The organism is Pseudodesulfovibrio pelocollis, from assembly GCF_030282845.1.
Classification (GTDB): Bacteria; Desulfobacterota; Desulfovibrionia; order Desulfovibrionales; family Desulfovibrionaceae; genus Pseudodesulfovibrio; species Pseudodesulfovibrio pelocollis.
The window spans coordinates 44,342-66,449 of record NZ_JASTWE010000002.1; the positions used below are offsets into that span (position 1 = coordinate 44,342).

Consider the following 22,108-nt stretch of genomic DNA (forward strand, 5'->3'; position numbering starts at 1 on the left):
ACATCCAAAAAAAGGAATTTTTTTGACTATTCAAACCTCCCCGGCCTGAAGGCCGAAGAGGATGTCAAATCAACCATTCGGCAAAGAAGGGATCAGTCAGCCGCCAATTTCCGTCCGGTCCCTTCTCGATGAGATCCTGCTCGACAAGACCCTTGCGCGCATAGGCCACGTTCGAGGCGACCAAACCATGGCGCGCCAGATATTCCCCTCCGGTCATCTCCCTGGAGGGGGCCGTGGCCAAAGCCTTCAGCAATTTGATCTGATTGAGTGTGAGCGAGGACACAACCATTTCAAAGCCGGGTGCAGCTTGCTCTACCACCAGGGCATAGGCCCTCTGTGCTTCTTCCAAGGTTGCGGCCTTGTCGGCAAGGCTGAATGCGTAGAAGCCCAATTGCTGCGCATAGAACCCGTAGCCTTTGGAGCGAAAAGCCAGGAACTCGGCTACGTCGTCTGGACAATCCTTGCCGTCAGCAAAAAGAGCCTTGAAATAGCCAGCCAGTTCATCCAGGGGCAAGGGGGGAAGGGACATCATGAGCGCGCTCTTGAAAAATGGCCTCCCCCGGTTGGTGAACATGGCCTCAAGCACGCTGCGTCTGCTCCCGACAAAGAAATGGGAAAAAAGCTGGGTCTGCACACGAGTTCTCAGGAGCCCTTCAACACCTTCGCTATTCGGGAGTCGTGTCACTTCCTGAAACTCATCAAAAACAAGCACAACCTTCTCATCCAGCTTGCTGGCCATGGTTTCCAGATCCTGCATGGTCTGCTCAAGAAGCTCCAGGCCTGAAGCCCCTTGCTTGGGGGCTACAGTGAAAACCGGATTCCCATCCTGATCGATGGTGACCGCAGGCTGAAAGCTGGTCAGGACGTTCTTTGCCCACCGAATGGCCTTATCCAGGCCCTTTTCGTTTCTTTGGATAGCTGCGGCGATACCCTGTGCCAGGGTTTTTGCGGCGCTTTCGGAAGAGTCCACCTGGTCGAAGGAGGTGTATATGGTCAGAAAGCCCTCGTCCTGCAACTGAGCGAGAACACGAAAGACGAGAGAGGTTTTGCCATACCTTCTGGGTGAACTGAGCACGACATCAACACCCCCACGAGCATGGCCTGTCAGCTCTTCCAGTTCGGCAGTGCGGTCACAAAAAGGGCGGTCTGGCGGCAATGCCTTTAAGATGAAGGGGTTTCGCATGCCATCTCCGGAGATTGAAGCTTCAAGGTTTTCGTTTCAACAAAGCTGTAACAAGAAGCTTGAAACCGGTCAAGGCTCCGGCGCATACGAATCAGCCCTGCTGCCTCTGCCTGCGGCGTCATGGCAAGAAAAGTCGTCGACATCGGTCGGCCTGTGAAGCGCGAACCCTTGGAGTCGAAGCTGACTCTGAGAATGCCTTTTTTGAAGGAATAGGATGTCAAAAGCTATCTGATGAAAAACACGTAGCCAAAGACGGCCACGGCTAGGATAGCCACGGCACAGTGAGGATACAAGATAGTGTTGCCGTACCCTCTGGCCTTATCTCGGTTGTCTAGTGCTTTTATCCATTGGACATAGGAGTGTGCGGTTAGTGATAGCCCGCCAAAGCCTACCACTATAGCAACTATATTGTGGGCTACCTCGAAAGCAAAGAAAACAGCGCACACTGTGGCGAAGAGAATTCCAAGAGTCCAGCGAAAGAAGCGACTGGCTTCCTCCTCGTGGGAACGAATCTCTTCGATCTGTTCATTAGTGTATAGTTGTTTGTTCTGCGGCACTTTCTGAGCTCCTCTTATTTGTCGATTCTGGTTTTTAATACGAACACCGGCATTTCATCCTTTCCCTCTGGCATGGCCGAGGACGAGCTGGCCGAGGGGCAACTGTCAAGGAACACTTGACAGTTGCCCCTCGGCCAGGATGGCGTCAAGGCCCTTGTTCCGCTTCCTGCTCTCAGAGTCTTCGGGCATCAGGAGGACAATTGGAACACCAAGGGCTTGGGCTTGCTTGATCCGCTCCTGGGCAAGATAGCCGGTCTTGGCCGGGGCTGTGTTGTCTGCCACGGGCAAGCGGCTGTTTTCGTCGAACATGGAGTGGCCAGGGATCGCAGCCATGAGCGTGTTGAATTTGGTGCCGGTCACTTCAGGTACGTCTTTTTTCGATTCGTTCTTATTCATGTGTGGAACCTCCCCCACCTACTGGCGGTCCTTTCCTTCCTGTGCCGTTGGGCGGTTCTTCATCAACACCTTAACCGAGTCCGGGATTTCGATGAAGTCCTTCCCTTCCTGGTCTGCCTTTTCAACGGCGCGGAGAAGATCGCCAAGGGCTGTGAGCAAACTTTTCTCAGCTTCAAGAATGGTGTCGCTTGTTGCGTGGGGTTCATTGGCAAGGGACGCGGTTTTGTCTTCTCGCTCCTGGTTGTCCGAGTCTGAGGAAAGACAGCGCGTAAAGGATGTGGCCAATAAGAAGATCAGGAAGACCAGCCCGGCAATTTGCAGGATTCTTCCCCTGTGCCAGTAGGGAGCATCTTTTTGCGATTCGTTCTTATTCATGTATTGAACCTCCCTCCTAGTCCTGGCTCTCGCCTTTGTCTTTGGATCTGGCCAGGGTGGCGTCAAGGCCCTTGTTCCGCTTCCTGCTCTCTGAGTCTTCGGGCATCAGGTGGACAATTGGAACGCCACAGGCTTGGGCTTGCTTGATCCACTCCTGGGCAAGGTAGCCGGTCTTGGCCGGGGCTGTGTTGTCTGCCACGGGCAAGCGGCTGTTTTCATCGAGCATGGAGCGGCCAGGGGGCGCAGCCATGAGCGTGTGGTTGCCCTGCGTGGCAACCTCCTTGCCGACCGGAAAGGTGAACTGGGGGCCGGTCACTTCCTGCTCATCTTTTTCGGAGTCGTGTTTTTCTGTGTCACGTTTTACCTCGTCTCATTGGTTTTGGTGTGTCACGAGTTGGGATTGTGTCGCATTGCCTGGTGTTCGCAATCCCCGCCATTACGGTTCTATTTGGTAAGCCTTCCTAATTCCACTCATTCATTGGTCAAGGTTGACATATCGTGCAAAGTGGGACCGCAAAGGGCCGGGGCCGGTAGCATAGCGGTAAACTTTTAACTATCCGTGCGGATGCTTTTCACGCCATTCGTTCACCACTTCGCGCTGCATGTCGTCCAGGCGGTGGAACCATGCCAACCAAGGGTCTTTGGTCCACGACTCGTCGGTCAGCTCGTCCATGCGGCCAAGGGCCATGGCGCACATGATCTGTTCGCTGTGGCTCCCGGTGATGTTCCCAGCCTTGGACCTCTCTATAAGTTTAAAACAACGCTCTTTGCGCTCGGCCTTCATTTCTTCCTGGGTCAAGGTGACGTATTCGGGTTCGGGGGGCATGTGTGTATCTCCTCTTCTTCCCCCTGCGAGGCTGCGCCTCTTGGGGGGTGGTTCACAATTAGTCGCTGCTCGATCTCTGAGCGGAAAAGTCATTCTTCACGTTTACTAAGCGGACGCCATCCATTTTGAAAGTGTCAGCTATTTCGAAGTGTGCGCCATCAAGAAGCATTCCGCCTCCGTTGTCCGACGATATAAGTTTGATTTCCGAGATTATGAGGAATGTTGTGTAGGAGCTGCTGTTCGGCCCTTCTTGGATCATGAGGCGATATTCACCATCAGTGGAGTTGAGCCAGTAGCCAACACCTTCCGGGGCAGTTATATGGCCTCCATTGATCATGACTATGCCTTTATCCACCATCAGACTTATTTCCGGGGCTTCTTTGAAGGTCAAGGCGGCATGAAGAAGAGTAAGACTTACAATCCCAAGAGCTACAGTTGCCACTATCATGCGCATGCTAATCGTCCTCGGTAGAAAACTTTGAAGTTTATCATAATCATCATGTGGGGGACCGCAAAGGCCGGGGCTATGGCACAGTTCTACAATTGGAGGAAGCACGTACCGCCTCTCATGTGCTTCTCGCAAAGGTCTTCATAGAGGTCTAGGATATCGTCAAGGTCGTCCGGTATGTCCATCATTCCACCCTCTGTCTCCCAATAAACCCGGAGAAGGCCGTGGGCCTCGCCAATGGTAATAGCGATCCCTACAAGGGCAAAGGCGGCTTGAACACGAGTTTCACCCAAAATTGGGTCATCGGTATCTGCCCAAATTCTGGCCTCTGCCATTATCTTCTCAAACATGGGCTTGAGGTCGTCGGGGAAATGCCGTTGCATGGTCTATATTCCTTCTTCAACACCCTGCGCGGCTGGTATGCCTGAGGGTGGTTCAGTCGTTTTTATTCCACTCGCCCTGGTCAACGACCTGGGTGGAAGTTTCCGACTTCACTTCCACCTGTTCGGTCTGCTGCTCTGCTTGCGTCTCCCACATTGCCAATTTCGCCTCAACCTGAGGGGAATGCACAAGCGCGATCATGGCAAAGCCCAAAGCGGTTCTAATCGCGGCGGGTTTCCAATTATGAGAGCGCATGAAATTGGCTATGGCTTGGACAGCGGCAAAGCCGGTGCCGACATATAGAATCAGTTTCGTAAGCTCCATCATATCCATGAATTTTATCTCCTCCTCTGCCCTCTGGCCAGACTGCGCCGGGTCAGGGGGGTGGGGTTCTTAACCAAATGACGGCCAACCGCCCTTTCAGCCTTCCAAGGCCAGGGAGCCTGTTCCGGTGCGGAGGCCTCGCGCGAGCTCAAGGCTCCTGCCGTCGCTTTCGCCTTGTTCCATTGCGGCAAAATTGGTCTTGCATTCCCTTTCCGCCATGTCGCGAAGATCAATTTTTCTCTTAAGGTATTCATCAATGAGGTCGAATTTCGTTTTTACAAGCTCGTCCATCCTCATCAACTCGGTGCCCACGGAGGGCCGGGCCGGGCCGGAAACGGCTCCGGCTCCTCTGCCCTTGTTGTAAAGGGCTTGGGAAAGCCCCTGGACAAGTCCCTCCGCGTAGCTCATCCGAGCAATGTAGCAGCCTTCGACCGGGAATTGCCGAGCGTATTTGTTCGACATGCGGTGCATGGTATGGCGGGCGTAGTCGTAGGCGAGTCCTGCGATTTCCACGTCCACATCTAATCCGATGAGCACGAAGCCCTTGAGGTTGTAATCATCGTCAGACATTTTTCCGGCGTTTTTTGCGTCGCAAAAGGCGTAAAAGCCGTGGTAGCGGCTGAACCATGAGGCAAAGGATTCGTTGATGTAGGATCGCACGTTGAAATGATATGCAATGGTGCTGACCAAATCGGCCACCCATCGGGGCCGCTGGGTCCACCCGTAGGGGGAAAACTGTTCAATGATGCCTTCGGCGTAGACGGAGGCCTCTCCTTCGTTGAGGTTGTAGGTGTCGAGCAGTTCCTTGGCCTTGGCCAAGGCTGCTTCCGCCTCATGCTGGCTGGTGGTGGACCTGGCCAGGTTGAGGAGTTTCACGATTTTGGCGCTGACTGCCTTTTTATATTTCATGTTTCCCTCTACTCAATCGCCGTCGTCCGCAGGGTGGAGCTTGTACTTGATCGTCCGAAGCCCATGAATCAGACGGGCGCATTCCCGGCACGTTACCGTCTTCTTGCGGGTGGGCTTCAATCTGTTGACCTCGGACCAGCCCAGGCCGCACAACATGCCCTCATGTTCGGGGTGGACTAGGTGAACGCCTTCGTCATTTTCCTGAAATTTGTGCATGCGGACCTCATTTATTGCACCCCGCCCGGGCTTCCCCAGGCGGCCAGGGTGCTTCTCTAGATTGCCATCTTGGCCCGTTCCATGTCAGCTTGGATTGTGCCGAAATGGTTCTCAAGCTGCCTGATGAGCGCAAGGCGCTCGTCAAAGGAAGTCCCTTCCGCCTCGATCTTGGCTATGGCCTCGAAAGCCTGTTTAAGCCGATTTTGAGCATGCTCCAGGGGGTTTCTCATATTGGCGCAACAGGCGATGATCATTTGTTTGCTGTCCATGTAATCTTACCTCGTTTTTCTGGAGTCTCTCAACTTCCAAACCCTCTTGCAATCAGCCCAATCTTGATACCCTTCCGCTTGGGCCGCTCTATCTAGTGCCTCTTTATGCGAAACGGTCTGATCGCTCAACCTTGACTGCTGAACCATTTCTTTTGCCATCCGTTTAATATCAGTTGGAGACTTCACAAGCACATTCCTTACAGACCTTCCTGGTCAGGTTCTTTATAAGCCCAGCCCTTCATGGCCGCGAACCACAGAACCGTATCTATGTAGGCGACAGTTTTATGAGTTTTTCTGGCTATTCGTTCGCACATGGCTTGCGGAGTTTTATAGCCATGCAGATCGGTTAGGCGGATTAAATGGACATCGGGCTTACACACCGAATTGATCCCAAGATTTTTGGCCAGTTGAAAAGGAAGGGCTTTGCCCTTCATATATGGCAACGTTCGGAGGAAACTGATTTTTGTTTCAACGGTGTCCATGGCCGAGAAATTTTTCCACCACAAACGATGATTTGCTTGCCATTTGGATATGGCTGTTGCTTTGTGTGGATGGTTGCAGGTGCCAGTCCGATAGAATGCTTCTTCCATGGTTTTGGCTGCATTGTATGAAATGCCTGAACACAAAATCACCCAAATGGCCTCACCCAAAAAAGCCCTGCTATTACGACAAGGCTTTAATGAGATTGCCCATTCTGCAACCCGACGCCCCTCTTCATCTTCCAGAACCTTGGATTCCAACTTCCTGAATATGACGGCCTTCATAAAATCCTCTCTAAAAAAATAGAGTGGAGAGAACAACAGGCACCACAGTTTGAACAGAGCTTAGTCATGGGTCTCCTTAGGGCTATTCGCTCCCCACCGATTCCAGCCAAAATGCAAGCGCACAGGACCGACAATCACTCCCAAAATTTTTGCGCCACTGCCAGAAAATCCGGAACAGGTGATAGCAAGAGGAAGCCACGTCCTCTCACCTGCATCATCATTGTCAACATACCAAAGTTGAGGCCATGATATTGACACAGACACACCGAGGTGAAACGCAAAATTCCCGCAAGAAAATGTCTTATTTATCTTAACCATCACCACCTACCCTTCACACCCAACAGAGTCGGCAACACCCATCGCTTCCTCTTTGGTCCCATAGAGGCCATAACTAGATCTTTTTGAATACTCTGCAGGAACAAAAAACCACCCTTCGTGCTCAAGACAGATTGAACCCAGGCCGGAAGTCCACCAGCCCCTCTCTTGACAATCCCAGATTGTGCCATTGACTGTTTTGATGATCACCGAACACCTCATATATTCAAGTCAGCGACTGAACCCTTTTCTAAAGCCTCAACGCGTCTACACCTTCCCTATCTTTTTCCAAACGGCAATTCCAGAGCAGAAAACCCCGTTGTCCCCCTCTGAACTTTTGCAGCACAAGAGGCGCAAAGATCGGCCTCACTCTGATTTCTGGCAGCGCGATAGAAGATCCCATCACAGACTCGAGGACAAAGGCGCGGCTCGCGAGACACGACTACTCCTCCACCGGAAATGTGGCCACAATCCGGAGCCACGCCCCAAAGCCAACCAAAAGGCCCAAATTTGGAAAAGTGAGACATTCATTCATCTATCAAGCTCCACACGTTTTCAGTTAGACTCCACGGTCTTTGAAATTCTAACAGACATTTGTTGTTTTCAAGATTATAGCACATTCAGCACATTCCAAAAGAACTAAAATCGTTCCAACCGTTCATTTATGATAACTTTACGCGAAATTGCAGGATTATAATACTTTTGGCAAGATTATACACATAATCTTTCCGAGATTGGCTTACTTGAAAATTTTAAAAACGAAGGTCAGGCGGGGTGAGGTTGTGAATATTATGAAACATTCGCAATTGACATAATTCCATCAAGAGGTATCATGTATCCACGCTCCTGAACTCAAGTCATTGAGTCATAGAGCTTTTACTCATAGGCTACTTTTAATGATTTTGAGATTTGTGAGAGTTTTGGCAGTTGATGATTTTTGTGAGAGAATGGTATATGTTGGTAATATGCAACAAAGCCACAAAGTACAGACATTGTGCCGATTGCGCTCACAGTGTCCCGCATAAAAAATACCATGAGTGCGACTCCATGCCCACATGCACGATCGATGTGGCCAAAGAGAAAGAAGTTCCCGTCAAGTGCATTGAGCAACCAAGGAGGCCGGCCAGATGACGAAATTTTCCCTCACTTGCTCCCGCTGCAGCACCAAGGCCGCGCCACCTACTCAACACGAGGACCCTTGCGAGTGCGGCGGGGTTTTCGAGGAAGCCCTTGTCAGGCTGCCCAGGACAGTCACGAGCGACTATTACCCGACCATGGCCGCACAAAAAATTTCCTACGCCTTGGCCGGAATCCATCAGGCATACATGAACGGACTGGGGGCGGTTTCCGTATTAGATCAGAACGGAGAACCCCTTGGGATACGCCCGCACGAAATGGAGTGGGTCCAGGGAATGCCGGATGGCTGGTGTGGACAGAGAAAGGAAAATAGCAAGTAGTTTACAAGCGGGAGGGAGACTATGAACAAGACGGAACACCTTGATAAAAACGATTTGTTGGCCGCTTACAGCAAAGGGAAAGGTCCGTTCATTTCGTGTTACATTCACGACGACACTGACAAGCCGAACAAATTTTTCCAAGACCTTCTCGGGATTTCAGAAAACGATGTTCTCACCATCCGGATGGAAGAAATTCTAATAATCTTCCGCGACGACGCGCACGAGTTTGTGAATACATATCACGAGGATGAGGTTCATTGCTACATGTGCTCGTTTGAAGATGGAGAGAGCGTCACGGAAAACACTTGAGCAGAAAGGAAACAAGTCCAATCCAATGACACAAAGATACACTGCGATCAATGGCCATGGATGCGAAGCGGAACTCGTTCAAGATCCACGCGGTAAGGTGGTTCTGGCCGAAGATTTTGAGCGCCTTCGGCAGGCACTTCACGATGCAATTAGGAGACCCTTAGGGGTAGTGCCGGCCTCGGCTGAAGAGTTTTATTGCCACGAAGAGGCGCTGCTTGCCGATGCTCGTCGGAAGGACTCAGCCAAACAACCACAGAAAAACAACTCCCCATTCTAGGGGAACAGGGAGAAAGAGAATGAAAAAGAAACAGTGGGGAAACGCTCCCAGAACGAAGAACGGGGCCTTGAAGGCCGACTGGTGCAAAGAGTTCCTGAATGCCGACGCCGAGGACACCGTGCTCCAGTTTCCCATCCCGGGCACCCAGGCCGTGGTGCTGGTGAAACTCGACCCTTTCACCTCTCTGCCCGGCCGCATTCAGGACCTTCTCAAAACGGACGACGAGCTGGAGGCTGAACGCATGGCCATTCGCGAGGAGGCGGTGCAGGAATACAAAGCTCAACAGGAGAGAGCGGCGTTGCCTGAAGGCGAGGTTGGGTAATGGCTCCGGTGCGGCCTTTAGCCCCTGCATAGTATAGTCATGTCCAACATCACATTCAACACCCCTGTAGTCAGCGCCAGGCTCACCACGAAGCGAGCGCTCGAACTCTTCTTTGCGTGTGGAGATCAGGCGGCTGAAACATTCTTCAGGCGCACGCCAGGCCTCACCCCTAATGAGATGGGGGTGACGTGTTTTTTGCGTCACTCCTACACGGGTTCCCTTCTGACCATCAAAAAGAGCTATGCCCCCTTCATTGTGCGGATGCTCAACTTCCTTTTCGACCAAGGAGTCCCTGACTTTTCCAAGGCCACACCTGAGCACATCACCAACTATGCAGCTCATCTCAAAAAGTCCGGGCTGAAACCCAGCTCGGTGCAAACGCACCTGGCCGTCGTAAAGGCCTTTTACTCGTTGATGATCGATTATGGGATGCTTGTGGGGAATCCAGCGAAGGTGTTCCGCAATCGCACCAGCAGGGAATCAGCGCAGGCCAAGCGAGTCGCTGGGAACAAACTGCCAGGCGCCTTGACCAAGACCCTGGGCGAAACCCAGATGGACGAACTTCTTGCGAAGATCTCGCACGAAGCTCCGATTCGGGATGCCGTGCTGATCGCGTTCCTCTATTACACTGGAGCCAGAGCCGTCGAGGTTGCCAGGCCCCTGACTTGGGGAAATATCTATGATACAGGGGAAGATGGTTGGTTTGTTTTTCTGGTAGGCAAAGGGGGGAAGGAGCGGGAAGTGTATGTCCCTCCGCAGCTCCTCGATATGCTCATGGCCTTGAGGCGCAAAATCTTCATGGTGACCCCTTATGTGGCCGCACCGGGGCTCAATCAATTTCCTGTGTTTTCAAATCACAAGAAAACGGATGTGCCGCTCGACTACAATGGGATCTACAAGGTCGTTCGAAAGTGGGGGGATCATGCGGACGTAAGGCTGTCTCATGGCCAAAAAAACCTCTCTCCCCATTGGCTTCGCCACACGAATGCCACACACCTCCTCGACAAAGGGGCCACCCTTGAGGAGGTCCAGGCAAGCCTCGGACACGCGAACATCACGACTACGCAGATTTATGCCAAGCACAACCATCGCAAACGGGCTGCCGGCCGGCATTTTGAGAGTTGAGCAAGCACCCGCTATATTGTCCACCTTCAATTTGATTTTGAGCAGGCGAGGACACGGAAAGCGCCTGGTGGAGAACTATGAATTCGTGGTCAAATTACTCATAATTGAGATCCCAACCTTAGCTTGCCTACCCCTGCCTCATACGCTTTCAGTTCCAATCAGCCCTGATCCAGGTTGGTATGGATAGACCTCTTCCTCTGTAAATATATTCTGGCGGCTTTTAACCACTTGCAGCGTCAAGGTGTTCGTAGCCAGGTCAAAATCGTTCCGAGGAATTGCGAATACATTGTCAGCGCCGGCTTCTATCCAAGCGTTTTTCATGATTGCCTGAGGGGAGCGGGTGCCTCCATCGTCAACCAGATCAACACAAACGATGATGTGAGATTCGAGTCTGAATGCATGGGATTTGATCTCGTTGAGCGTGTGCAAAGGGGCCACGCTTCCGGAGAGTAATGACTCAAACGAATCGATGACAATCAATTTGATTTTGTCTTTGGCTAGGCTTCCCAGCAAATCATAACAGCTGTAGCCGCAACTTCTGCCATGGATCGTCAACGTGCTCTGTTTCAGCGCCTCCTTGGCATCTTCCAACTGCTGGGATTTACCCTGGCGTATGATGTCTTCAAACTCAGCCCGAGGAATGTTCCCCTCGATGCACGCAAGCTGGATCAAGGTTTCCATCGCAGATTCGCGCATCCCAAAATAATAAGACGGGAGTCCATTCTGAACGATAGTGGGGCGAACATTGTCCTTCTTGATTCCTCTCTTCACCTTGGCCACACGCTGCAGGACGTTAAGAATGAAATGAAGCTTGGCTGTCTGGTGAGAACTGTGGATGACAGTCACATCACCTGGCAACATGTTCAATGTCGCCTTGTCGAACAAGGGAAACCCGGTTTCAGGCCTGTCTGACTTCTCTAACACCTTCTTCTTCATTTCTTTCCAGATGGCTTCTGCCGCTTCCGCAACAACCAAAGAGAGACTGTTCATATATTCTCCTATTTCAGAATACGTTTAATTTTGTTCGTAATATTATTCAAAGCTCCGGAATAATCAAACGAGGAATCTGAGGGTAAATTCTGCGCCTGGTTGATTATGTCTTGAGCCGACATCCCTTCCAGTCTTTGGGCCAGCGGCATAATTATGGCTTTGGCTTCTTCAGAGAGAGGCTGGCCATTTGTCGCTTCCTTCAGTGTTTGGAAAAGCCAACGATTGGTCGTGATGCCGGCGTCGAACATTTCGGGGACAACGGCTTTGACTTGACTCAGATTGACCTGGCCTTGGACAATGCCTTGTCCTACCCCTTTCAGGACGATCATCAACGATCGTCCTGCCGCCAATACGTCAGATGCGTCCACCCGTTCTTTCGGCATGTCGGAACAACCACACAGAAGAATCAGCACAAGCAGAGCTGAACAGCTTTTAAATCCCATATGGACCTCAGTATTGATGGTTTCGCCCTTCGTCCGGAACGTCATCCCATTGGTCGACGACGCTCTCGAACTCATCTCCAATTACAGGCCGCTCGCCCATGCCAAGAATATTGTCCTCGAAGTAGTTGATGACTTCTTCCGGCTTCCGGTCAATCAGCGGGAATTTGATTTTATAAGGAGCGCGACCTTCGGAAGAAACTATGGCATGGCCACGCGGTAGCCCTTTTATTATATCGGGGACCAATAGCGGCACTTCCTTCTTATCAATCCTCTCGCTGATGGATGACGTATATATCACTTTCGAGTCCCCAGGATTGGCCGAAGTTCCTTGCGTCCGCATGCGTTTCTCAATTTCCACGGTGCCAAAATCCGTGGATATTTTGTCGGCCATTTCCTGTTCAGGTGTTCGCAAACAAATTATGTTTTCGAGCAGGCCGATGATTTGGTTTTTCATGGCGGTACTGCCCTTGGATTCGATGTCTGCGGTCGTCTGCATGCCCAAATACATTTGAACCCCGGCCTCGCGGCTTTTGTTGAGCATATCTACATATCCACCAAAAAGGACTGAAAAAAACTCATCAACCATGACGTGAATCGGGACAAATTTTGATTTTACCTTGAACGAATAAATCTGACCTACAAAGCTGACCAAATCCTGCACAAGCAACTTGCCGACAGTCGACGAAGCGTAGTTGTCGATCATGCTGCCGAGGTAGAAATACACGACCAACTTTTTGTCGATGATCTGCTGCCATGACAGATCGGCATATTCCGGTGAAAGGATGCCGCCGACATTTCCGGCAGTGAGGACTTTCATCACCGGGATCAGCGAGGTGGTCATCTTGGAAAAGTGGTCGCGGTTGTGTTCAATCTTGGTCTGCAAGTCGACCATGGTGGCACGCAAGACTTGTGCATGGTTGGCAGTGATCTTGTTTTCCGCTTCAAACTCATCCACTTTGTCTGCCAAAGACTCCATGCTGACAATGCAATACTGCTTGATATTTTTTAAGGTTATGGGAATACCAATCGTCAACATGACATCGGCCACGGTTGCTATTACGTCATAGCAAAAGGCAATAAAGACGTCAGACCCTTTTCCTTGGTCCATAATGGATGTGATCCGGCCAGCTATATCACCTGCACCCACATAGTTGGCTATGGGATTGATGGAGCAAGAGCGTGTCGGATGGGCCAATGACACAAACCTGAAATCATCCTTCCTGCCTGCTTCGACGCACGATTGATAAACGGCGTTAATAAGAGAACGATCCCCTTTTGGATCAATAATGACAACAATTTCACCGTATTCAATACGTTGTACGGAGAGCAATTCCAGCATCCTGGTTTTGCCTACGCCGGTCGTGCCGACGATCAGAGTATGGCGCGGCAGATCCATAACAATGTCTTCTTCATGGTCGCTCAGGTTGTGAACGTAATGTCGACCGGCTATCTTGCCCTCTTTCTTGAGTATCTTATTGTTTTCAATCTCATTGGTCAGGTAATGGTAGAGTTGCGAGTGCGTTACGTCCCAAGTAAACCCACGCCCCAAGTACATTCTTTGAGGTTTCTTTTTGATAAACTTTCGCAAGTGCGGCAAGTTGACAGTGTATTCATTAGGCTTGTTAAGCCTTCGAACGCGATATGAGACGTTCAGTCCAGAAAGGATGTGGTATCCACCCAAGTAGGAAATAAACGCAATGGAGCCCAGCCCCAGATAACCCATAATTCCGTACCATTTCAGAAGACTGTAAAGTGCATAGGCCAGGAATAATTGGGTCAATCCGCAACGATAGTAAAATCCCCACTTCGTAGGGATTTGTGATGCCTTGAAAGCCATTATTCTCGAACCTCTTCCACGTTTCGCAATTCAACATACTCACGTAACGGCCTGATCTGCCTTTTGGCCGTGAACATTTCAATCAGCTCAACGCCCATGAATCGTTTAATTTTGATGGGATGGGAGTCCTCAAAGTCATCAATTGCAAAGTATGAAACCTCATTCATGATCTCAGGCAACCCTTCCTTGATGGGAGCAACTATCTCGCTCCTGGAGAGCATGTGTATCGTTTTTATGAGCGCGCGTTGACCATCTTCTGATTGAAGCATTTTATTCATTCCAAGAATGTGCTCAAACACTTCCGGCACCTTGAGAAAGAGTTTCCCTTTTGTGGCATCTCCATTGGTTACGTAAATGGCCAGCGGTTTTTTGGGGTTGTTGATTCCCTTCTTGTTCAACAGGACGAAGAGCTGGGACAAGAAAGACTCATGGTCCAGAATCTCCCCGGCATCAGTCACAATTTGATCAGTTCCCTTGATCTCTTCGCTAGGAGCGGCATCTTCAATAGGACCATCATCTTCCGGAGCCGCGGCGTAGCTCAAGGCTGCCTCGATTTCGGCATTCATTTCTTCCACGGTCTTCTCCCTTCGAATCCGTTCATGAGGAAGAAGCTCGGTGTCCTGGCCATTATTTTGGGCAAGAGAAGGTGTCTCCATTTCTGGCATCACAGGATCTTCCTCGGAGTCGTCTTCATCCTGGCGCGGCGGCTCCTCGGGCGGTGGGCCAGACATAATTTCTTCTTCGGATATGGAAGAAGAAAGATGAAACTCCTCCCCTTCGTCTTCTTGTCTGCCTGTGGGGAGCACCTCCGGAGCGGTTTCCGGGGGCGTTCCCTTCGCGGGGTGGGGTGTCTGTTTGGTTGAGACTGATGTTTTGTTAGACTTCGTTGTAACCGCTTGAGAAATAGGCGCGGCTTCTGGGCCTGGCTGGCTGGTCGGATTTTGGACTGTCTCATTGCCGTTTTCATCTGAAGGAAGGCAAAATGCACTTTCCGGGAGAGGAGGAATCAAGCCCTTGACCAGGCTTTTTTCCGAAAAAACGTTTCGTTCGAGCTGCACACACGCGAGTTCCGGATGCATGTCATGTTCCCGGGCAACCTGGAGCATTATTCCGTCAATGAATTCTTTTTGGATGAAGGCCAATCCTGCCTTCTTCACGCGCTTGCCCTTAGCTGGTCCACTCGAAACAAGGACGTTATATCTCTCTGAAAATTTAGGAGTACCATCGCAGCTCGGGGCGGCAAGCACGCCCAAATGGTCCATGTAGTGAATGACGGCCGCATCGTTTGGGAAGACAGGGCTTCTTCTGGAAACGTTGGTCATGAAGCTTTTGAACAGGACACAACACCACTCGTCTGAAACCTGATAGACATGATCCTTGTCGTGAGTTTCTTCGAGCAATTCTTTCAAGGCTGCCGTCAACCCAAGGTACATTTTCTGTTCGGCGTCTTCTTTCAGGCCAAGTATGGCATCCTCTTTGTCTCCGGCGATATCTCCGTCGATCAGCGCGCGCATCCGGTCCATTATATGCCGGTAGAGTTCTGACGTTTCAACCGTGTTAAAAAAGGACGGAGGTACGAGCCACATCATGTACGCGATACTGTAGTGCGAGGTGTTTTGTGGAAGTGCCTCCCAACCTTCGTGCAGATTGGTCGGATGAATCAATTTGAAGTTCAAAATGCTGCCAAGATGAGGGTTATATTCCACCTTGCGATAAGGTGTTTGATGAGACAGCGTATAGTCATGGATTTTGTGTGCATCATGGAAAAGGCCAACGAAAAAGTGAGCCAGGATGATATGACCCTTGTCTCTCAACATGGCCTCGGTGTTTATTCCCGACTCGGTGAAAAGCTTGAAGGATTCCCCTATCTCGGCATTTTCACAGGCGACACGGAGGCTGTGGATCAGCAAGCCAAAGCGACAAGAGTGGTGATTGTTTTTGCTGGCAGGCATGTCCCAAAACATCGTTATGAATTCAAGCAAAGTGTGCTTGAGAACATTGTGGAGATCGGGGCGATTGGACATACCGGACAGGTTGACCACATAATCGTAGTAGCCGCGGGTTACGTCGAACGCCATTTCTGCATATTCCCGCTTGATCCGCTTGAAGTTCGGATTGTCCGGTTTTTTGCTTTCCTTGATTGTCGGAAAATACTCAGGTCGCAAATCTATGTGTTTCCAATGTCGCGTCCTGGTGATGATCGTTTCCGGACCGAAGCGGTTTCTGAAACGGGCATGGGCTTCCATCTCAGCCTGAGTGGCCACAATGCCTTTGGTCGGTTCCTCTTGCTTCCTAAACAGCTCAACCAGCTTTTGCCACATTGTTTTCCACCCTTTCAAGCGCGTCTATTTCTTCACGCAAATTTTTGATTTGAGCATTGAAAATTGAAATTACGTGCTGAGACTTCGCTTCAGGTACGATCCGTGCCAGCACGAGCTTCACAAGAAGAGTCTGGATGTTATCCATGCTCATGGCCAACCTCAGGAAGTCCTCCCCTAAATTGGTCTTGGTGTTAAAAGGTCGGCTTTTCCTTTTTTGGAATTTTCTTTTTTTCCCGTTTTTGAATGAGATCCGCAGCGAATTCTCATTTTTCAAATCGACAAACAATTCCCATAGGCTATCCAATTCCTCTCGGTATGCTTCTATACGTCCAAAACAGGAAAGAAGAAGCGAGTTGTACTTATCGACCTCAAGAGTCCCTTCCAGCTTCATGTGGAACAGGCGAACAAATACCTTATCCAATCGCAAAGCCAGATCGGCCATTTTCCTTGATTGGTCAGTGTTCAAATTTGCTTTGATTTGGCCCATACACACCTCACTCCGACGACATGCCTAAAAGGGCCTGTGTGAAATCTTTTTTCCCTTTATCTTTATGGGAATCTTTTCCGATCTCTACTTTACCTTTCACCTTCATAGCGGGAGCCACATTGGATCGCGTCATAGCTTTTTCCTGGAGAGTACCCAGATATGGACACTCTTGCACAAAGTCATACACAAACGATTGCTTGTCCGAAGCGGCTTCCAGCTCGGCGGGGGCGTCACCTGTCGTCTCACTCAAATACTCCTCAATGGCACGAGCCCACTTCAAAACTTTTCTTCCTCCACCGGGTGAAACGTCCGGATGAGAAGCGAGAGCCAGCTCCAGAAATCGCAAGCGAAACTCCGGATCGGCGTTCGAACCAAAAGACAGTTCGGACAGCGCTATTTTCTCAGAAGAATGGTTTTCGATTGCTACGATCTCAGTCTGTTGGGCAGGGACGGGAGTTTTTTTGGCCTTACGAGGTTTTGCCGGATGAGCATTCACTGACGCTGTGGGAGTATTGCGTTTCGCATAGTCTACAGCAAAATCCAGGATGAATTTTTTTACTTCCTCAGAATAATTGCACATGGCGAGTTTAGTCTTGATATCCACATGCAGAGGATCAGCAAGGTCGAACCACAGGTTGAAGTAGACGGGTTCCGCAGGCTGTTTTGCAGGTAGGTCCACAGTCTCCTCGTTTGCAAAAAAAGCCTGAAGCCTTGAATACAGCGTGGGGTAGAAATTCCCTTTTCGCCCTCCTCCTTTGAAGAACGCCAAAAGGGTTTTATCCGACTTGCTGACCCTCATGGCCAGTCGACAACGCCGTTTGCTCATGGCCTATTCCCCGGCCAACGAGTGAAGGCTTTTCATGTAGCCGGTCACGTTGCCGAATACGGGGTCATCCATGATTTCGACCTGGATATTCCCTGCCAGCTTGCTCTTGAAAATATCCCCCAGCAGCACGGCGCCGCCACCTCCGACAACGATCCTGTCGAGCATTTCGATTTCACCCCAGAAGGGCCGTATCTCCTTCAGGAGGTTGTTCCAGTATCCCTCGGTGATCTCCTTGACCTCCTTGGCCATGCTGATGGTCTCACGACCGTATGTTTGTTTTTTGGTGCGAAGGAGTTTTTGAGCTCGACGATCGGAGAGGGTCGCTCCCGTTTTGGCTTTGAACTGGTCTTTGATTTTTCCCAATACGTCTTTGACCCCGAAGGACAGCGACGTATAACTGTCGGAGACGAGGCTGCCCCCATCGAGGACCATGACATCCAAGGTTTTGTATCCGATGTCGATGAGGCCGATTTCCTCATCTTCGTGGAAGTCGATCTCCTGAAGCATCGCCATGCCCTGGGGAAAGACGACAACCTTGTCTGCTCTTGCGGTGTAGGGTGTTCCGTCAACGGAAAATTCAAAGAAATTGAATTGCTCCATTTCCTTGACCTTTTCATTCTTTCGCTGGTCCAAAGGGACACCTATGCCGAGATATTCCAATTGAGTATCGGTCACTTTCCCACCCATCGATCCAAGATGATCGAACATGGCCTTACACATCAGCGCATACCATTCCGGCGTACCGTGGAAATTGGCAGCCAGGTTCAGGGAGGAGCTGGAGTTGCCGCCGACGACATAGCTTTTGCCTTGGCATATGCCGCCACACGTCATGACCGTTTCGTCCATCCCTCCTCCGAGCTTGATGCCCGTGGAGAAGGAACGATCAACGAATGACGGGAACAAAAATTTGCCCCCTCTGTCGTCAACGACTTTGACCTGGGAGTACCCAACGTCAACAGCGAGTAACTTGGACATAAAAACTCCTTGAGTGTTTTTGTTCTACCCTTTGGCTTTTCGCCCCCCTTTAAAAAAGAAAAAGAGGAGTTTTCAAAAAAAAACGCCCTCTCAGAAAAGCAATAATTCCAATCGATTTCAAAACTTTGCGAGGCAACAAACCCTTTTGTCTATAAGACACTTGAACACAAAGACACTTGAACACTAAGACAGTAGGACAGTAAAACACTTGAACACTAAGACACTAAGACAGTAAGACACTAAGACAGTTTCGCGCAAAAAAGCCCGGTTTAACAGTGTTCCCGTGGCACCAAAAACAAGTAAAAAACGCGGACGCCCCCAAAATGGGAATTTGAGTCTTTCGCTATTTTACAGATAGCCCCCCTTCCTCAGTCTGTGGTATTTCATATTACAGATACCCACTTCCGAGTTCACCTTCATCTCTTCTCCTACCTAAAAACTCATTCTCCAAAGAAAACAAACCTTCTCGCAAATTTTTTGAATTTGACGTACCTCAAGAGAAAACATAATTGAGCCTAAACTCTGTTAGGATGAAACATGCCCAAAAAAACAAAAATAGAACTCCCCTATTCAGTGAGGGTTGAAGACTTGGAAGTAGGCATGTACATCCGGCTCCCTATGACAGGGTGGATGGACCATCCTTTTCTACGATCCAAATTTCTTCTGCGCACGGATGAACAAATTGCCATTCTCATGAGGAGTGGCGTGAGCGAGGTGCAGGTTGACCCGCTCAAATCCAAACTCATGCCGCGCAAATCCGCCGCCCGGTCAGTTCAAACTTCACAGCAACCGTCTGACTCGCTGAAACGGAAAATTGACGAACTTTGGAAATCAAAGAAGAGAATTCAGAGCAAGGTTGAAACCAGGAGGAAACAGTTTTCTAGGTGCCTGGAGTCCCACGTTCATCGGATATCCATGGCCAACGAACTTGAGAAGATGATCCTGGCGCAAGCACCATCTGATTCAATTCAGGCCTACATTGACAGTCAATGGGAGAACCAACCCGAGACATCCGACCAAACGAACATAAACATTTCAATCATCAACAACACGTCGAGCTCGCTACCTTATCATCATGGTGCCAACACTGCTGTTTTGAGCATCATTTTGGCACTCGAACTCGGTTATGAGATGGATGAATTGAAGAGTCTGATGTTTGGCGCACTTCTGCATGACATTGGCCTGGAGGCTCTGCCTCAGGGGTTGAGAATATATAAAGAGAAGCGCCAGAAGTCCGAGAATAGGGCCAGAAATGCGCACATAAAATTAGGTGTGGAATTGTTGAAGAAGGCCAAGGTTCTGGACGAGGAAATGCTCAAAGTTGTCGAACAGCACCATGAGCATATAAACGGGATGGGCTTCCTTGGACTGAAAGGCGACTCGATCTCTGAATTTGCTCAGATCGTGGCCATCTGTAATCATTATGACCGGCACATCAACAATCCGGTTGTGACAGAAAAACGAACCCCTCACCGTACAATCGTGGACATGTTCAATCTTTTCAGAGAGCGCTTCAACAATGAAAAGCTGAACAAGTTCATATATACGATGGGCATTTACCCTGCCGGTTCAATCGTAAAACTGAATGATGGGAATATGGGAATGATTACGGGGACGTTTCCAGACGACATGAAGAATCCTGAGATTCTTTTGTATGACCCGGACCTTGACCCTCGTGACGCTTTGTTCTTCCGGATTAAAGAGTTGGGGGATTCGGTGGAAATCAAGGAAGACATAATTCCGCACACGATTCCTCTGTCGATCCGCTCCTATCTGAATTATACGGAGTCGCTGAACTACTCGCCTTTTTAGTTCCTGATCGCTTGGAACTCTCCCCCGCATTTTTTGCAGATGACTTCTAGAGCCGGTTTCCCCCACAGAGTTTGCTTGCACGGGCACATATAGGTCGTTTTCGCGTTGGGATGGGGCATAGGCGCGTTTTCGACCATAGGGAGGGCATCGGGGCCATCGTAACGGACAGACGCCGTTGGAACGCCCTGCTGGGCCGCTGGCTGGGCCTGCGGTTTCTGAATGCGGATGTCCATGGCCGTGGTGGGCACTTCGAATTTTACGACATAACCGGATTTGATGAGCTTGGTTGCAGCCTCTTCGAACCTTCCACCTTCAATCACGTAGTCGGCCATGGTCTGACCGAGCATTGCCCCTCCGGGTTTTCCTGTGCTGGAGGGCATGAGCCCGATGGATTTCATTTTCCATGCAAACTCCTTGTTGTGGTATCCGGTGCGGGAGGGTTTCCCGAATGAGTATTGCCAGTGGTGGACCATTTCGTGGGCGATGGTCTGGAAAATTTCCATGTCGTCGCACTGGACGAACACCTTGGGATTGAGCGCAATTTCTGCGATTCGATGGACGGTTCTGACGCCACGGATGGCGAAAAATTTCTCTCTGTATCGTCCGTAGTATTTGCCTCGATACTGATAGGTGAAGAGCAGATCGGGCAATTTCCCTTCGAACAGCGTTTTGTTGAAGAATTCGAATGCCCGGTCCAGATTTGAGTATTCGGCTTGTGTGAAGCCCACGCCCCCCTCCTTCTCTCGCGTCTGTGCTTTGGGCCGCGGGTCAAGCCGCGTTGCCCAGGCGTCATGATGTCGTTCAGGATGTTCAGTCGGAATTAGCGATGTAATTCACTGTGGCCAGTTTGTGTTTAGCTTGCCCCTCTCTGTTTTGTAAAGTACTATACAAAAAATTTAGGCGATATTTCGAGTCGTTGACAAAATGAACAAGCAGAGTTGCCTTTTCCAGTTGGCAAAAAGTGGCTAAAAAATAATAAGGAGTGGTCATGCTGTTCGACATTTTCTGTGGCTGTGTAGAACGCCACTTGCCGGAACTTCGGGATCTCGTTGCCGAGGCAAAGCTGTTTGTGTTTGAAGGGGCACCTCATGAATTTTTGAAAGCGCGGCCCGGGTATCATGAGAAATTTGATGAATCGCTTTTCTATCTCCCGTTTCCGGTGGTCGCAGTGGAAGATGCCGGTTCGCTGGTCATTCTTGCCGACGTGAACCGCGACAACCACGTTGGGTTGAACAGGCCGCGCACGTTCATCGATGTGCAAGGCATCAATGTGGACAGGAGTAATTTTGAACACACCACTGATTTGCACGGAGAGGCGCTGGAATATCTGAAAAAAATGCAGAGGGATTACCCGAAGGCAATAACCGTGAATGTTGGCGAGCTGACGACAATGACACTCGACCAGGACATCAAACGATTTAGAGGGGTCTTTCGCGCTGACCGCTCTGTCCTTGTCGACAAGAAAGCTGGAATACTTTTCGAGGATTCGCTTGGGTACTCAATGAAAGAAAGCATGCGCCCTGCCGCGAGCAATGCGCAGGTGGCGATTGAGGAGCTGGCCATGCTCACGCGAGACAAGGACTTCGTGTTTGAGCAGACGCCGGCTAAATCACCGAAGGTGAAGAAGGGAGCTATTCCTCGCTCCCACGAACGACCGCAGTACACCATCCTGCAGCCGGACCAGATTCGGAAGATCATGGAAGTGAAAAATCCCACGGAAGATTCTCAGGGGACAAAACGGGCTCCCCACGAGCGCCGCCGTCACTACAAGTGGCTGGTGCCGGGTGAGGGGAAGCCTTGGAAGAAGGAACAGCGGATCGTGGTCAATGCCTGCTGGGTTGGAATTTCGGAAAAGGAGATTCGGGGGAAAATCTATCGGGTTCGCCTCGATGTGTAGCGCCGACATTTATGACACTGGGTATGACACAATTCTAAAGAAAGTTTAGAGTTCAGAAAAAGATTGA

27 protein-coding genes are annotated in these 22,108 nt (G+C 50.3%); 5 read left to right on the plus strand and 22 right to left on the minus strand.

Translation table 11 applies throughout. The features are described 5' to 3' along the window. Window positions 1-64 precede the first annotated feature (64 nt). The 14 genes from QQS14_RS01275 to QQS14_RS01335 form a co-directional block, all read right to left on the minus strand. Window positions 65-1,183 carry an AAA family ATPase gene (locus QQS14_RS01275; protein ID WP_285905074.1) on the minus strand — a complete coding sequence of 373 codons (1,119 nt, stop codon included), beginning with the start codon at window positions 1,181-1,183 and terminating at the stop codon, window positions 65-67. A gap of 224 nt (window positions 1,184-1,407) precedes the next feature. Further along, the gene (locus QQS14_RS01280) at window positions 1,408-1,740 is read right to left on the minus strand and encodes a hypothetical protein (protein WP_285905075.1); all 333 of its coding nucleotides are present in this window, start codon (window positions 1,738-1,740) and stop codon (window positions 1,408-1,410) included. 105 nt (window positions 1,741-1,845) lie between these two features. Next, window positions 1,846-2,136 carry a hypothetical protein gene (locus QQS14_RS01285; protein WP_285905076.1) on the minus strand — a complete coding sequence of 97 codons (291 nt, stop codon included), beginning with the start codon at window positions 2,134-2,136 and terminating at the stop codon, window positions 1,846-1,848. Between the two features lie 18 nt (window positions 2,137-2,154). After that, window positions 2,155-2,511 carry a hypothetical protein gene (locus tag QQS14_RS01290; protein ID WP_285905077.1) on the minus strand — a complete coding sequence of 119 codons (357 nt, stop codon included), beginning with the start codon at window positions 2,509-2,511 and terminating at the stop codon, window positions 2,155-2,157. Window positions 2,512-2,527: 16 nt separating this feature from the next. Next, window positions 2,528-2,827 carry a hypothetical protein gene (locus tag QQS14_RS01295; RefSeq protein WP_285905078.1) on the minus strand — a complete coding sequence of 100 codons (300 nt, stop codon included), beginning with the start codon at window positions 2,825-2,827 and terminating at the stop codon, window positions 2,528-2,530. Window positions 2,828-3,064: 237 nt separating this feature from the next. Beyond that, entirely contained in the window at window positions 3,065-3,337 is a 273-nt protein-coding gene (locus tag QQS14_RS01300) for a hypothetical protein (RefSeq protein ID WP_285905079.1), read from the minus strand. A 58-nt stretch (window positions 3,338-3,395) separates the two neighbouring features. Next, window positions 3,396-3,791, minus strand: coding sequence for a hypothetical protein (locus tag QQS14_RS01305; protein ID WP_285905080.1), 396 nt, complete (start codon window positions 3,789-3,791; stop codon window positions 3,396-3,398). 83 nt (window positions 3,792-3,874) lie between these two features. Continuing rightward, window positions 3,875-4,168 carry a hypothetical protein gene (locus tag QQS14_RS01310; protein ID WP_285905081.1) on the minus strand — a complete coding sequence of 98 codons (294 nt, stop codon included), beginning with the start codon at window positions 4,166-4,168 and terminating at the stop codon, window positions 3,875-3,877. A 52-nt stretch (window positions 4,169-4,220) separates the two neighbouring features. Next, window positions 4,221-4,499, minus strand: coding sequence for a hypothetical protein (locus tag QQS14_RS01315; protein WP_285905082.1), 279 nt, complete (start codon window positions 4,497-4,499; stop codon window positions 4,221-4,223). 87 nt (window positions 4,500-4,586) lie between these two features. Continuing rightward, entirely contained in the window at window positions 4,587-5,399 is an 813-nt protein-coding gene (locus QQS14_RS01320) for a DUF7168 domain-containing protein (protein ID WP_285905083.1), read from the minus strand. A 12-nt stretch (window positions 5,400-5,411) separates the two neighbouring features. Continuing rightward, entirely contained in the window at window positions 5,412-5,615 is a 204-nt protein-coding gene (locus QQS14_RS01325) for a hypothetical protein (protein WP_285905084.1), read from the minus strand. A 56-nt stretch (window positions 5,616-5,671) separates the two neighbouring features. Further along, on the minus strand, window positions 5,672-5,884 hold the full coding sequence (locus QQS14_RS01330; protein WP_285905085.1) for a hypothetical protein: 213 nt from the start codon (window positions 5,882-5,884) through the stop codon (window positions 5,672-5,674). 6 nt (window positions 5,885-5,890) lie between these two features. Beyond that, a complete protein-coding gene (locus tag QQS14_RS16585) occupies window positions 5,891-6,076 on the minus strand; it encodes a glyoxalase superfamily protein (protein ID WP_425607902.1) in 186 nt (61 codons plus the stop codon). A 5-nt stretch (window positions 6,077-6,081) separates the two neighbouring features. Continuing rightward, on the minus strand, window positions 6,082-6,648 hold the full coding sequence (locus QQS14_RS01335) for a hypothetical protein (RefSeq protein WP_285905086.1): 567 nt from the start codon (window positions 6,646-6,648) through the stop codon (window positions 6,082-6,084). Between the two features lie 1,793 nt (window positions 6,649-8,441). Here QQS14_RS01335 and QQS14_RS01340 point away from each other — a divergent pair. The 3 genes from QQS14_RS01340 (at window position 8,442) to QQS14_RS01350 (ending at window position 10,453) form a co-directional block, all read left to right on the plus strand. Beyond that, a complete protein-coding gene (locus QQS14_RS01340; protein WP_285905087.1) occupies window positions 8,442-8,729 on the plus strand; it encodes a hypothetical protein in 288 nt (95 codons plus the stop codon). A gap of 296 nt (window positions 8,730-9,025) precedes the next feature. Beyond that, entirely contained in the window at window positions 9,026-9,328 is a 303-nt protein-coding gene (locus QQS14_RS01345) for a hypothetical protein (RefSeq protein WP_285905088.1), read from the plus strand. Between the two features lie 39 nt (window positions 9,329-9,367). Further along, on the plus strand, window positions 9,368-10,453 hold the full coding sequence (locus tag QQS14_RS01350) for a tyrosine-type recombinase/integrase (RefSeq protein ID WP_285905089.1): 1,086 nt from the start codon (window positions 9,368-9,370) through the stop codon (window positions 10,451-10,453). Window positions 10,454-10,591: 138 nt separating this feature from the next. Here QQS14_RS01350 and QQS14_RS01355 read toward each other — a convergent pair whose 3' ends face one another. From QQS14_RS01355 to QQS14_RS01385, 7 genes are read right to left on the minus strand one after another with little or no spacing between them, the layout of a single operon-like run. Next, window positions 10,592-11,443 carry a DnaB-like helicase C-terminal domain-containing protein gene (locus QQS14_RS01355; protein ID WP_285905090.1) on the minus strand — a complete coding sequence of 284 codons (852 nt, stop codon included), beginning with the start codon at window positions 11,441-11,443 and terminating at the stop codon, window positions 10,592-10,594. An 8-nt stretch (window positions 11,444-11,451) separates the two neighbouring features. After that, complete coding sequence (locus tag QQS14_RS01360) at window positions 11,452-11,886, minus strand: hypothetical protein (protein WP_285905091.1); 435 nt, start codon at window positions 11,884-11,886, stop codon at window positions 11,452-11,454. A 7-nt stretch (window positions 11,887-11,893) separates the two neighbouring features. Further along, window positions 11,894-13,723, minus strand: coding sequence for a type IV secretory system conjugative DNA transfer family protein (locus QQS14_RS01365; protein WP_285905092.1), 1,830 nt, complete (start codon window positions 13,721-13,723; stop codon window positions 11,894-11,896). After that, window positions 13,723-16,044 (minus strand): TraI domain-containing protein, encoded by a 2,322-nt coding sequence (locus QQS14_RS01370; protein ID WP_285905093.1) that lies wholly within the window; start codon window positions 16,042-16,044, stop codon window positions 13,723-13,725. The genes QQS14_RS01365 and QQS14_RS01370 overlap by 1 nt, the downstream gene beginning before the upstream one ends. Beyond that, entirely contained in the window at window positions 16,025-16,531 is a 507-nt protein-coding gene (locus tag QQS14_RS01375) for a hypothetical protein (protein ID WP_285905094.1), read from the minus strand. The genes QQS14_RS01370 and QQS14_RS01375 overlap by 20 nt, the downstream gene beginning before the upstream one ends. A gap of 7 nt (window positions 16,532-16,538) precedes the next feature. Next, window positions 16,539-17,357: a hypothetical protein gene (locus QQS14_RS01380; protein ID WP_285905095.1), complete on the minus strand. Its 819-nt coding sequence runs from the start codon at window positions 17,355-17,357 to the stop codon at window positions 16,539-16,541. 3 nt (window positions 17,358-17,360) lie between these two features. Further along, complete coding sequence (locus tag QQS14_RS01385) at window positions 17,361-18,332, minus strand: ParM/StbA family protein (protein WP_285905096.1); 972 nt, start codon at window positions 18,330-18,332, stop codon at window positions 17,361-17,363. 537 nt (window positions 18,333-18,869) lie between these two features. Between QQS14_RS01385 and QQS14_RS01390 the strand changes: the two genes are divergently transcribed. Next, window positions 18,870-20,144: a cyclic di-GMP phosphodiesterase gene (locus QQS14_RS01390; protein WP_285905097.1), complete on the plus strand. Its 1,275-nt coding sequence runs from the start codon at window positions 18,870-18,872 to the stop codon at window positions 20,142-20,144. Here QQS14_RS01390 and QQS14_RS01395 read toward each other — a convergent pair. After that, window positions 20,141-20,872 (minus strand): SprT-like domain-containing protein, encoded by a 732-nt coding sequence (locus QQS14_RS01395; RefSeq protein WP_285905098.1) that lies wholly within the window; start codon window positions 20,870-20,872, stop codon window positions 20,141-20,143. The genes QQS14_RS01390 and QQS14_RS01395 overlap by 4 nt on opposite strands. A 260-nt stretch (window positions 20,873-21,132) precedes the next feature. On the opposite strand from QQS14_RS01395, the gene QQS14_RS01400 reads away from it, so the two are divergent. Continuing rightward, window positions 21,133-22,041: a hypothetical protein gene (locus tag QQS14_RS01400; protein ID WP_285905099.1), complete on the plus strand. Its 909-nt coding sequence runs from the start codon at window positions 21,133-21,135 to the stop codon at window positions 22,039-22,041. Window positions 22,042-22,108 lie beyond the last annotated feature (67 nt).

Coding starts and splice junctions, on each gene's coding strand:
- QQS14_RS01320 (WP_285905083.1), bottom strand. CDS start 5,399: ATGAAATATAAAAAGGCAGTCAGCGCCAAAATCGTGAAACTCCTCAAC.
- QQS14_RS01335 (WP_285905086.1), bottom strand. CDS start 6,648: ATGAAGGCCGTCATATTCAGGAAGTTGGAATCCAAGGTTCTGGAAGAT.
- QQS14_RS01325 (WP_285905084.1), bottom strand. CDS start 5,615: ATGCACAAATTTCAGGAAAATGACGAAGGCGTTCACCTAGTCCACCCC.
- QQS14_RS01375 (WP_285905094.1), bottom strand. CDS start 16,531: ATGGGCCAAATCAAAGCAAATTTGAACACTGACCAATCAAGGAAAATG.
- QQS14_RS01315 (WP_285905082.1), bottom strand. CDS start 4,499: ATGGATATGATGGAGCTTACGAAACTGATTCTATATGTCGGCACCGGC.
- QQS14_RS01345 (WP_285905088.1), top strand. CDS start 9,026: ATGAAAAAGAAACAGTGGGGAAACGCTCCCAGAACGAAGAACGGGGCC.
- QQS14_RS01300 (WP_285905079.1), bottom strand. CDS start 3,337: ATGCCCCCCGAACCCGAATACGTCACCTTGACCCAGGAAGAAATGAAG.
- QQS14_RS01305 (WP_285905080.1), bottom strand. CDS start 3,791: ATGCGCATGATAGTGGCAACTGTAGCTCTTGGGATTGTAAGTCTTACT.
- QQS14_RS01340 (WP_285905087.1), top strand. CDS start 8,442: ATGAACAAGACGGAACACCTTGATAAAAACGATTTGTTGGCCGCTTAC.
- QQS14_RS01355 (WP_285905090.1), bottom strand. CDS start 11,443: ATGAACAGTCTCTCTTTGGTTGTTGCGGAAGCGGCAGAAGCCATCTGG.
- QQS14_RS01310 (WP_285905081.1), bottom strand. CDS start 4,168: ATGCAACGGCATTTCCCCGACGACCTCAAGCCCATGTTTGAGAAGATA.
- QQS14_RS01290 (WP_285905077.1), bottom strand. CDS start 2,511: ATGAATAAGAACGAATCGCAAAAAGATGCTCCCTACTGGCACAGGGGA.
- QQS14_RS01285 (WP_285905076.1), bottom strand. CDS start 2,136: ATGAATAAGAACGAATCGAAAAAAGACGTACCTGAAGTGACCGGCACC.
- QQS14_RS01365 (WP_285905092.1), bottom strand. CDS start 13,723: ATGGCTTTCAAGGCATCACAAATCCCTACGAAGTGGGGATTTTACTAT.
- QQS14_RS01370 (WP_285905093.1), bottom strand. CDS start 16,044: ATGTGGCAAAAGCTGGTTGAGCTGTTTAGGAAGCAAGAGGAACCGACC.
- QQS14_RS01385 (WP_285905096.1), bottom strand. CDS start 18,332: ATGTCCAAGTTACTCGCTGTTGACGTTGGGTACTCCCAGGTCAAAGTC.
- QQS14_RS01360 (WP_285905091.1), bottom strand. CDS start 11,886: ATGGGATTTAAAAGCTGTTCAGCTCTGCTTGTGCTGATTCTTCTGTGT.
- QQS14_RS01350 (WP_285905089.1), top strand. CDS start 9,368: ATGTCCAACATCACATTCAACACCCCTGTAGTCAGCGCCAGGCTCACC.
- QQS14_RS01275 (WP_285905074.1), bottom strand. CDS start 1,183: ATGCGAAACCCCTTCATCTTAAAGGCATTGCCGCCAGACCGCCCTTTT.
- QQS14_RS01380 (WP_285905095.1), bottom strand. CDS start 17,357: ATGAGCAAACGGCGTTGTCGACTGGCCATGAGGGTCAGCAAGTCGGAT.
- QQS14_RS01400 (WP_285905099.1), top strand. CDS start 21,133: ATGCTGTTCGACATTTTCTGTGGCTGTGTAGAACGCCACTTGCCGGAA.
- QQS14_RS01390 (WP_285905097.1), top strand. CDS start 18,870: ATGCCCAAAAAAACAAAAATAGAACTCCCCTATTCAGTGAGGGTTGAA.
- QQS14_RS01330 (WP_285905085.1), bottom strand. CDS start 5,884: ATGGACAGCAAACAAATGATCATCGCCTGTTGCGCCAATATGAGAAAC.